Source organism: Streptomyces sp. MZ04 (assembly GCF_004684775.1).
In the GTDB taxonomy this organism is placed as follows: Bacteria; Actinomycetota; Actinomycetes; order Streptomycetales; family Streptomycetaceae; genus Streptomyces.
The window spans coordinates 1-10,051 of the sequence record NZ_SRIC01000292.1; the positions used below are offsets into that span (position 1 = coordinate 1).

General features: G+C 69.2%; 7 protein-coding genes and 1 pseudogene. 1 reads left to right on the forward strand and 7 read right to left on the reverse strand.

The features are described 5' to 3' along the window. The 7 genes from cas3u to E2651_RS36245 all read right to left on the reverse strand — a co-directional run. Positions 1-1,973 (reverse strand): type I-U CRISPR-associated helicase/endonuclease Cas3 (gene cas3u / locus E2651_RS36215; protein WP_135335507.1); only part of this gene is annotated, 1,973 nt, incomplete at its 3' end. Next, on the reverse strand, positions 1,970-3,478 hold the full coding sequence (csb2, locus tag E2651_RS36220) for a type I-U CRISPR-associated protein Csb2 (protein ID WP_245239444.1): 1,509 nt from the start codon (positions 3,476-3,478) through the stop codon (positions 1,970-1,972). The genes cas3u and csb2, both read right to left, overlap by 4 nt. Continuing rightward, positions 3,450-4,640, reverse strand: coding sequence for a type I-U CRISPR-associated RAMP protein Csb1/Cas7u (cas7u, locus tag E2651_RS36225; RefSeq protein WP_209446335.1), 1,191 nt, complete (start codon positions 4,638-4,640; stop codon positions 3,450-3,452). Before cas7u ends, csb2 begins: the two co-directional genes overlap by 29 nt. 1,159 nt (positions 4,641-5,799) lie before the next feature. Further along, on the reverse strand, positions 5,800-6,501 hold the full coding sequence (locus tag E2651_RS36230) for a hypothetical protein (protein WP_135335510.1): 702 nt from the start codon (positions 6,499-6,501) through the stop codon (positions 5,800-5,802). A 293-nt stretch (positions 6,502-6,794) separates the two neighbouring features. Further along, entirely contained in the window at positions 6,795-7,289 is a 495-nt protein-coding gene (locus E2651_RS36235) for a hypothetical protein (RefSeq protein WP_135335511.1), read from the reverse strand. A 309-nt stretch (positions 7,290-7,598) separates the two neighbouring features. Further along, on the reverse strand, positions 7,599-8,105 hold the full coding sequence (locus tag E2651_RS36240; protein ID WP_135335512.1) for a hypothetical protein: 507 nt from the start codon (positions 8,103-8,105) through the stop codon (positions 7,599-7,601). A gap of 690 nt (positions 8,106-8,795) precedes the next feature. Beyond that, positions 8,796-9,515 (reverse strand): hypothetical protein, encoded by a 720-nt coding sequence (locus tag E2651_RS36245; protein WP_245239445.1) that lies wholly within the window; start codon positions 9,513-9,515, stop codon positions 8,796-8,798. 256 nt (positions 9,516-9,771) lie between these two features. Between E2651_RS36245 and E2651_RS36250 the strand changes: the two are divergent. Next, positions 9,772-10,051, forward strand: a pseudogene (locus E2651_RS36250) (transcriptional regulator); the annotation flags it as partial.

Sequence of the window (10,051 nt, forward strand, 5' to 3'; positions counted from 1 at the left end):
AAGAGACAGGTATCGGCGGGCGGGAAGTCGCCGAGGTCGCTCACGGGCAGATCGCGGGTGCCGGTCCAGCCGTAGCGGTCGTGGCCGCCGTAGTGGCTGGGCAAGACCACGGTGCTGCCGGGCCAGATGCCGTTCGGGTCGGTGACCGGAACCCACTGCCCCTGGGTGTCGTGGAGGCGCATCACCGGAGACATCTCCGTGGTGGCGGGCTCCTCGGTGTGCGGGGCGCCTTCGAGGTCGCTGGTGTCGTCGGGGACCGGGGCCCGGGTGAGGAAGCGGCGCAGCTGGACGGCCGGGATGTTCACCGTTTCCCCGGCGTGCGGCGGAAGTTGCTGCATGCGCAGCGCCCACTGCTCGAAGTCGGGGCGGCCGTGCTCGTCCTGGGGGAGGTCGGTGCGCCACAGGACGGCGACGTCTTCGGGGGAGGTGTCCAGCCCGTGCAGGAAGGGCGCGGGGCTCTGGTCGGGTACGGGGGCGGGGCTGGTGCGCGTCCAGGCGTCGAGGAGCGTGCGGTGTACCACCGGGATCCGCGGGGCGGGCACGTTCAACGGCGTGGTGTCTTCGCCGTCGAGGAGAGCCTTGAGGGTGAGCGGGTTGACCAGCAGCCCGTCCGGCAGGGTCTTCCCCAGCTGCTCGGCGTCGAGGCCGGTGACTGCGGGCGCGCAGGGGCGCGAGGCCAGCCACTGCCAGGTGTGTTCGGCCGCCGGGCCGTAGACGGGGACGGCGGTGCTGGGGGTCTCGGCGCTGGCGCGGATCACGATCGCGGGTGCGAGATTGAGGTCGCCGGTGCGGTCCAGGCGCCCCAGGCGCTGGACGAGGGCTGCGAGGGAGGCGTTCTCGGTGACGAGAGCGGCGAAGGAGATGTCGAGGCCGACCTCGACGGTCTGGGTGGCGACCACGACCAGAGGCTTGGCCCGCTCCGCCGCGACCCCGTTGAGGAGTTCGGTGACCAGGGGGCTGGCGAGCAGGCGTTCGCGGTCCAGTGCGCGGCAGCGGCCGGTCAGCAGCACCACGTCCATGTCCGCCTGCTGGGACAGCAGTTGGTGGGTGGCGCGGGCGGTGCGGATGGTGTTGGCAACCACACCGATCACCGGCCGCTCGACGACCGGCAGCAGGGTGTTGACGGCCAGTTGCGCGGCCCGGGTGAAGGCCGTGGCGGGATCCTTCGCACTCGATGTGGCATCGAGGAGCGTCAGGCGGCGCTGCGCGTTGAGACGCCTGCCCGCGACCGGGTGGTCGTGGTCGGCCCGGGTGATGGAATGGCGCGGCCGATCGGTCGCCGAGGCCGTCGCGGAGAGGCTGACGACCTTGACCGCGCGGCGTGCCAGATCCGGGTGGGCGGCGGTGGCCTGGTAGGCGGCGCAGTCGGTGGCCGTGGTGAGCAGCGGCAGCGCGATGTGGGCCTCGTCCACCGCGAGCAGCGCGTCGGTGCCGCACAACGCGGCGTCGATGGGCCGCATCCGGGCACTGGTGTGATAGCCGCGGAAGAGCAGCCGGCTGCCGTACTGATCGACGGTGGAGGTGATGACGGCGGGCTGGGCGGGAGAGTGCAGCCAGCGCGAGGCCCAGTCGACCCCGCCGCGCATGCGTACGCTCTCCAACGCCGAGGCGGAACCGCCGAGTTCACGCAGGGCTCGGGCGACCCGGCCGGCCACGGTGCGGTGGGGGGCCTGGTCGAGGGACTGCTGGAGAGTGCCGGCGTGCTCGTGCGCCTGGTCGACGACCAGGCGCCGGTCGACGACGAAGAACAGCCGCAGCGGCACCGTCCGGTGCGCGCGGTTGACGTGCTCCCAGGCGAGCAGGAACGCCCAGATGTCGATGATGCTCGTCTTGCCCAGGCCGGTGGGGACATCCAGGTCCGGCCAGGTGCCGCGGTGAGCCACCTCGTTGAGGTAGGCGGTCTGCCAGGGAAAGGGGATGTGCCCGCGTATTTCCCTGACGAAGTCGTCGAATTCGTCCAGGCCGAGGTTCATGAGGGGGTCTCGCTTGCGGGGGTGGGCAGGCACAGGCCCAGGCCGTAGTTCTTCTTGCTGCCCAGCAGCACGGGGCCGTGCACCGGTCGGGCGAACCGCAGCCGCACATGACGGCCGGGCAGCGGGCGCTCGCCGCTCTTGCGCCGCAGCGCGCCCTGCGACAGCGTGGGCGCGCCGGAGAGGTAGGCGCCCGAGTGCAGGACCTCGACGGATTCGGGCTCGGGCAGCCCGGCGAGGCGGCAGCTGGCCGCCACCGACGCCTCGATCCCGCGTCCGTTGCGCTTGGGGAAGAAGTCGAGCACCATCGGCAGCGCCGTGCTCCACTCCCGCGCTGGACGGGTCCACCGCTGTGGCCGGACCGTCTTGATGGAGTCCACCTCGGTGGCGCCGGGGCTGATATAGGTCAGCGCAACGGGCTTGTTCAGGGTGGGGATGGCCAGTTCGCTCAGGCCGCCGTCGCCGATCAGGACGCCCAGCAGGGCATGGCGATGCGCCGGGTCCAGGTCGCGGGGCAGGGCGACACCCAGCCCGCGCAGCCGGCCATCGGCATGCCGGTGGCCGACGAACGGATACGCCACGAAGGAGCACAGCGTCCGCTCGTCCCCGGGCGCCTTGTGTCCATGCACGGCGACCATCGCATCCACATCGTGGCCCGCCACATCCAGCAGGCCGCTGACCGTGCTGCGCAGCGCACCGGTGACCTTCAACGTCAGCGAGGGATCCAGCGAGAACCCGGGCGGGAACGCGAAGGACAGCAGGTCCGCGTACGGCCCCTCCGCTGCGACCAGTTCCTCCCGCGGCTCTTGCTCGACCGCGCGCAGAACGTACGGCTGCGGGCGCGCCTGCTGGTAGGCGTACTGCCCCTGTTCATGAGCCCACCGCAGCCGCTCCAGCAGCCCCGGGAACGGCGCCCGCAGGGAGCACGTCCCGGCGCGGGTGTCGGCATCGGCAGGCTCCCACACCTGCCACGTCTCATCGGCCGCTGCCGGGGCGTCCTCGTCCACGACGGCGGCATGAAGGAGAGCGTGTCCGGTGGCGCGCCCGATGTAGGGCACCGACCGGGTCAGCATCTGAAGCACTGTGAGCACGCCTTCCGGTGGCTGTGTCGGCCACTCGAACTCCACCAGCGGTTCGGCCAGGGCGCGTTCGGGCCACACCTTTGGCTTCCCGCCCGCCGAACGCCCGGGCAGCACCCCGTGGGTGGGCTTCTTCTTGTCCGTCGCGTTGGTCGGCACCCACGAACTGCGCGGCGACAGTGCCTCTGTGGTGCGTGCCGGGACCCGCACGGTGGGGGCGGGCTGCCGCTCCAGCCACTGAAGTGCCGCATCCTGCACTGGATCATCCGGGTCAGCCACCGAGACCAGACCGCAGAACAGCCGGTACGGGTGAGGCGGCCACTCGGCTTGGTCGCGATCCAGCGTGGACGCCTGATACGAGGGAGCGAGCAGATGCACCGATATACGAAGAGGCACGTTCCTACTCGCCCTCTGCCTCGCCGACCCCATGGGTCTTGTAGGAGTTCTCGATCGCTTGCTGCAGACTCGCATTCGGCTTGACCACGACCGGCTCCACAGCCCAGTCAAGGCCCGCCGCGCGCGCCCGCTCCAGGGCGATCTCGAAGAGCGCCAGTGCCTCCTGCGGCGTGCTCACCGCCAGCGCCTCCTCCTGCGGGCGCCCGTCGTGTCCGCGGCCCACCCACTGCACCCGCTCCGACACCATCACCAGGTCACACCCGGAACGCAGCCGCAGCGCGGGCGCGGCGAAGGCCAGCCGGTCACCGAGCAGCGCGACGGCTGCCACCAGGGCGCGCGCCGCCGCGGTCAACTCCGGGCTCACAGCACCGAATCGGAGCGTCGCGAACTGCGCCATGGCCAAGGTCGCCTCGCGGCTGACCGTCTTGACCGAGACGCCGCCCAGCCCTTCGGACGGCGGGATCATGCCGTGCCCGAGCTCGGACATCTTCGCGGTCTTCGCTCCCTTGGGCGCCTTGGCCCCCTCCAGGGGCGACCAGCCGGAGTCGCTGATCGTCACGGTGTCTCCGGCCAGGTTCAGGGCATCCACGCGACCCGCTCCGCGCACGCCCATCAGCGGGGCGACGCCGATCATCGACGAGGTGTACGCGCGGGGGATCTTCACCTGGATCCGGCGCTTGCGGTGCGAGTCCCACGCCCCGTACACCAGATCGGTGGGCACCAGACGAAGGTAGGCACTCCAGTCCGTCGCACTCGCCTGGCGCAGGGCTTCACCCGCTTCGGTCTCGTCGAACTTCGTCCCCGCGGCATCCTCCGAATCGCGGAAGTACGCATCCCGTGACCGGTGCGGCGCGTCCAGGTTCGTCATGCGCACCGGTACTCCGGCCGCCTCGGTGGCCATCAGCAGATGCGGAAGGTAGACCGCCCCCGCATCTATGGCCTCCCGCAGGGCCTGCTCACAACGGTTGGCCTGCGACTGCGGCTGATCCAGCCACACCACATCCACGCGCTCGCCGTCCACGTAGCGCGGCCCGACGAGGTAGCCGGCCGCATCGGACGCCTTCGTCTTCACCGTGGGCGGGAAGACAGTGCTCCCCGGACCGCCAATGGGCTCGTACTCCGCGGTGATACGGATCGCGCCGTCAGCCGACTCCAGATTCGCCGCAGCGAGCAACCGCTCGTAGATGTCCTTCAAGACAGGGACCTTCCGCTTCACATGATGAACTCTCACCCCCCAGCGGCACGGCAGAAATGCGGGCCAACCGGCTGAGGCAGGCGTTATGGAAGCAGGAGGAACCAGGTGGCTCAAATCGCACACCATGGCCGAAATGGCGCCCTGTCAGTGGGGCTCGCTATGGTGCCCGCCCCCCGGGCCCACGGGCTCGTTGAGGAGCCATCGGGCGACGACCGGCCTTCTGTACACAACAGTGAGTCACGCGACCCGATCCGTGAATCTCGCCGCAGCTCCAACTGGGCCGCTCGACCGGCCGATTGCGCACCGCAGCCCTGCCCCAGCGACGGACGGGCAACGCTCGGCGTGAGCAATCGCTCCGTCCACCAGGCCCTTTACCGAGACAGACTCACCTCGAAGCACGGAGAGAAGGAGCCGCACTGCGCGGACGCCAGCCGCCCGTATGCGTGTGACAAGCCCCACTCGCGACTCGATGAATTGTGTGCGCATGGCACCCGAATCCATGCGGGCTTCCCACCGTCTTTGGGCTGTCGTCTGTCGACTTCGCTCGTCAAGAGGGTACGAGCGACGGGTGGTCGTTGTACGCAGCCGTCGGCCCGTTCGAAGGCTACGTCCGTCAGCGCGGCGGCCGATGCGCGGGTCGAGAAGGGGAGAGCGCAGGTGGGCGGGCCAGATGGTGATGCTCCCTCAGACCGTTCAGCCGGCCTATGGGGAGCCGTCCGGGCGATATGGCAGCGCGCCCCGTGCCAATAGCTCGGTCGCGGAGCGGTAGCGCAGTGCTATGGGTTTTGAATACGAGCCCTTCCTGATGTGGGAGTTCGGCGACACTGGCCTCTGGGTCACTGTGAGCCGTTCTGTGCTCCGCATTTCGTGACCGTCTTCCGCTGCCTGGAGTTCGAGGACACTAGCGAAGAGGAAGTGGTTGAACAGCTGCTTCGGCGCACTCAGGAAATTGCTGGCCGAGCGGTACGGGCTCAGGTGTTCGGCACCGTGGACTTCCCCCCTCTCATCGGAAACTTGCCGCCGTGGTGGTTCAGCGACGCGCCGCAGGCCATGCCCCCGTGGCCAGTTCGAGGCCACAGCCATCTGGTCAGGACATTGCCTCGTCTGCCACCAACCCGCCCTCTGGCCCGACCCCGGGCCACATCCGACCAGGGATGTCTCATGACTCAACCTCACTGAGCACGCCGCGTGGGGGGTCAGTCGGTGAAGGTGTGAGGCTGAGTACGAGGTCGGCGACTCGTTCGGCGAGGATGTCGAGCCCGTCGGCGGGAGTCGCGCCGTCCAGTTCCGTGCGCTTCCCGCCGCGCGAGTCGTCGCAGATGTATAGGCAGTTGTGCTCGTCGACAGCGAGGAGGTAGCCGTGCGTCTCGTCGTTGTCCTGGATGGAGGATCCGTCACCCCAGGGCAGGGCCTCAGCGTGCCAGTTCGGCCCGAGGTGTTGCACGGCGGCGCAGCCGATGTCGGCGACGCGGAACGGGCGCTCGGTGCCGAGCACCGGGTGGTCGCGGCCGTCCTCGTCGCGCGGAAGTAGCGGGATGACTGTCGTCTTGGTGCCCGCTGCGTGTTCGAAGCGCGCGATGAGGCCTGCCGCGACCTGGATGACGTGGCGGGGCCCCTCGCCCGGTGTCCGTTCGGCGGCGGCGAGCCTTTTGGTGGCGGTGATGAGTTCCTTGCCGAGGCGGCTCCACTGGGGCCCGTCGGCATTCTGGATGGCGAAGTAGGTGTATCCCCACATGTCGTCGACGCTGCGGTGGAGGTTGTACGCGGCCTCGCGTACGGGGATTGCGGTGTAGGCGCCAAGCGCCATCCGGGCCTTGGTCGCGATGGTGGTGGCAGATCGGGGGTAAGTGAGGTGGCTCAAGGCGTGATTTCCATTCAGGGCGGGGCTGGTTGCGGCGGCCGGGGGCGCCGTGATGGCGTGCGTTGAGTGCGGTGGTCTGTTCTGGGCGGCGGGTTCCTGGATGGCGTGCCGTCGGAGCCCGAGCACGCACAGGTCACGAGGGCGCTCGGGCTCCGAGAGGAACGGGTCGGCGAACGTGGCCGGGGAGTCTCATGGACGGTGGTGAGCTGGACCAGCCGCTCTCACGGGTAGTGGAGGACGATGCTGTTGCTGCTGGCCGAGGTGGCGTGTTCCGGAGGCCGGGACACGGACGCTCAGCCGGGCTCCCACGGTCCCCGGACGTCGAACTGGCCGGTGCTCAGGTCCACGACGAGCCGGGTGCCTTCGACGGGGTCGGTGAAGCTGGAGTAATCGCGCAGCGCGCGCTCGACGTCCGTGCCCGCGTAGTCGACCCGGGTCGTTGCTCCGGTCTGGTGCCAGACGAGGGCGTTGTCGTCCCAGCACACGGGGTCGTTGTTGTGCGTGGTGAACCTGATGCGGGTGACCGGCTCCGGGCAGTCGGTGAGCCCGTTGCGGTGCAGTTCGGTGCTGTCTTCGCGCAGCGCAGCCAGCAGCCGGGCTTGCACCTTGGCGATCCGGCGGGTGCGGATGCGAGTGGCCAGCGTGCCGAGCTGGTCCTCGTCCAGAGCGTCGAGCAGGGGGTCGATGACCGAGTCGGTCGTGAGCAGTTCGGGCGTGGCCGCAGCCAGAGAGGCGGCCGGGGTGGCGGCGAAGTCGTTTTTGACAGCGCCGCGGTCTGGGAGGTTCACGGTGCTCCAGGTTGGCCAATCGATGCTTCACACACCGGGGTTGAAGATCAGGAAGTGAAGGGCTCGACGTGTTCGACGTCGTCCTCGACCACAGCGCCCTCCTCGCCAGCGCTCTCCTCATAGGCGTGCTGTACGGCGCCGCTGTGACGGTCCACGTCCGGTCGCCGTCGGCGAACACGGGGTTGGTGAGGGCGCCGACGGCGTGCCGGTTGCCGTCGGCGACGGGGGTGGGACTGGGTGACGGTGAGGATGCGGCGAGCGCCGGATCAGCGGCCGATGAGCAGGACGGCCATGGGCGGGCCGGTCGGGTCAGGAGGACAGGACGAGGCGCATGTGCTCGCAGTAGGCGGGCTTCTCGAAGCGGCTCAGGCCATCGAGCGCGGCAGCGATGTCCTCGTGAGCGTTCCGATCGCGGAATCCGTCGGCGATCTCTTCGGACCGGCCGCCGTGCATCGCCCGTACCTCGGCGCCACGCCAGCCGGGACCGCCGAAGTAGTCGAAGACGACGGCGTCCGGCACCGGACCGCCGAGCTGCTCGAAATGAGCGACGACTGCTCGGCGCAGCGCCCGCCACTTCTGCTGGGGTACTTCGTACAGGCTGGGGGTAATGTCGCCGACCGGCCTGCCCGCGCGGCCCCAGCCGCAGCCCTCGCAGTACCGCTGGCCCCGGGCGTTGTGGGCATGGCAGTCGGTGTTGCCGCATCGCCACAGGTACCCGGCCGCACAGGCGAGTCCGTGGATCACCTGGGTCTCGCGCTCATCGGCATGCTCGACCAGCCGGGCTATGACGCGCTGGACAACGTCGCTGTCGGACATGGGAGTTCCTTTCGGGGAGGGCCGGCGCGGGGGAGGGGCTCATAGCGCCAGGAAGGTGGGGAGGCGTGGCGGCGGCGCTCTCGGGCCTGTCGGCCGGGGAGCGGCGCACCTTCAACGACACCTAAAATACATCATAAAGAAAGAAGGTGCAACGCTTGGGTGAGTGTTGTGCCAGCCTCGTAGTCAGGGCTGGGGTTGGCTCGCGGTCGAGTTCGCCGCCAGGGACCTGCGGTATCTGGTTCCTCGGCGTCAGTACCGTCGGGCAGCCCGGATCGGGCACCGTCGGGCAGTCCGGATCGGGCTGGCCGCGCCGTCAGATGCCCGCGTACAGGGTCTGCCGAAACGCGACGCACGCCTGGCCGAGGAGATGGGGCCGACCTGGTCACGTCGCCTCGGCCGTCGTCCGCGACAAGCCCCTGGCAGGCACTCCGCCACATAGAGTCCGCTGGCGTCGATCATCCAGTAACGGCCGTTGCGGGCTGTGACGTTGGAGGGATTGAGGTGTACCACGCCGCCCGTGGGATGGGTAGTGCGCGCCGCGGTGCCGTCGTTCGGCAGGTACGGCATTGCCAGGACCTCGACATCGCGCCCGGCCCGCACGGAGCTATCCACGTCGGCTGCGTAGCCGTGATCACAGCAGTCACGGCTGGATCGTTCCAAACCACCATCCCTCGCCGTTTGGTGTGTGGGTCAAGGCATTAGCGCGGTGGCCACCCGAGCCAGGCGATCGGCTGACAGGGCGAAGAGGTTGGTGGGGTTACGGAAGGAGTACTCGCCATCGTTCACGGAGAAGCCGTGCCCGGCTTTCGTCCAGCGCGCGGGGCCGGGAGCCCCTTGGTCCTCCAGGAGAGCAGAGGCGAGGGTCTCGGGGTCTTCCACGCTCGTGCGGGCGCGTAGCGCATCCGCCAGGCGGCCAACAGCATCGTCGGGTACTGCGTCGTCGCCGAACGCGGGCAGCAGGAGCAGCAGCCGGGAGTGGGGGTCGGTGGTGCTGGCGCCGGGCAGCGCGTTGTCCGCGGCTGCCACGAGCTCGGGCCAGGACAGGCCCGGCCCCATGAAGTGCCCGTCGTCCCGGGCGAGGAGTTCGGCTTGATCCCAGTCGGGGTGATGGAGGAGGTAGTCGGTGCCGGTGTCGTCCGGGACGGTGCGGTAGACCACGTGGAGACGGTGATCAGCAGCGAGTGGAACCGTGAATGCTGGCCACTCGGCTCGCTCCCACAGCCGCCGCTGGAAGTCACCGGCCGCGTCGTAGTCCGCACCGAACAGCAGTTCCTCGGCTTTCTCGCTCTGGATGCACGAGTAGAGGTGTCCCAGCCAGAAGAGCGGTTCGTCCAGCAGCCCGGCCTGGTACGTGAGGGGGCCACCGTCGTAACCCGGTATCCGGGCAGGCCGCAGGTCTGCACTGTTCATCACGGGGGACATCATGCCGCCCAGGCTCCGCGCCCGTGAGGCCGGGCGCACCAGCCGATCCCTGCGGAACAACCCCCAGGCATGGAGATCCCTCCGGGAAAGTTCAGGCCATAAAGAAGTGCTCACATTGCATCGTGAAAACTGATTGAGAAGCAGTTATATTACATAGCGAAAATCGATTAAGAGTTGACGACGCCACGAGCGGAGCGGTACGTTAGATTCGCGTTAGATTCAGGCGAGTGGAGGTAGACGATTGATGCTCGACCCCGTGGAGGCGGTGCTTGAGCGGATCCCCGTGGACGGGCCGGTGCCGCCACTGCCGTCCCCGGCGGAGAGGGCCCGGCTTCGTGAGGAGTTCGGGTGGACCAAGACCCAGCTCGGCCGGGCGCTGACGGTGTCGCGCGAGACGGTGTGGACCTGGGAGAAGGAACCGCCCCGCGGACCACGAGGTGCCAAGGGACAGCTCTACGCGCGGATCCTGGCCTTCTTTGATGCCGAACTCACCCGCGCATCCGCCCCCGTCTCCGCCCCGGACC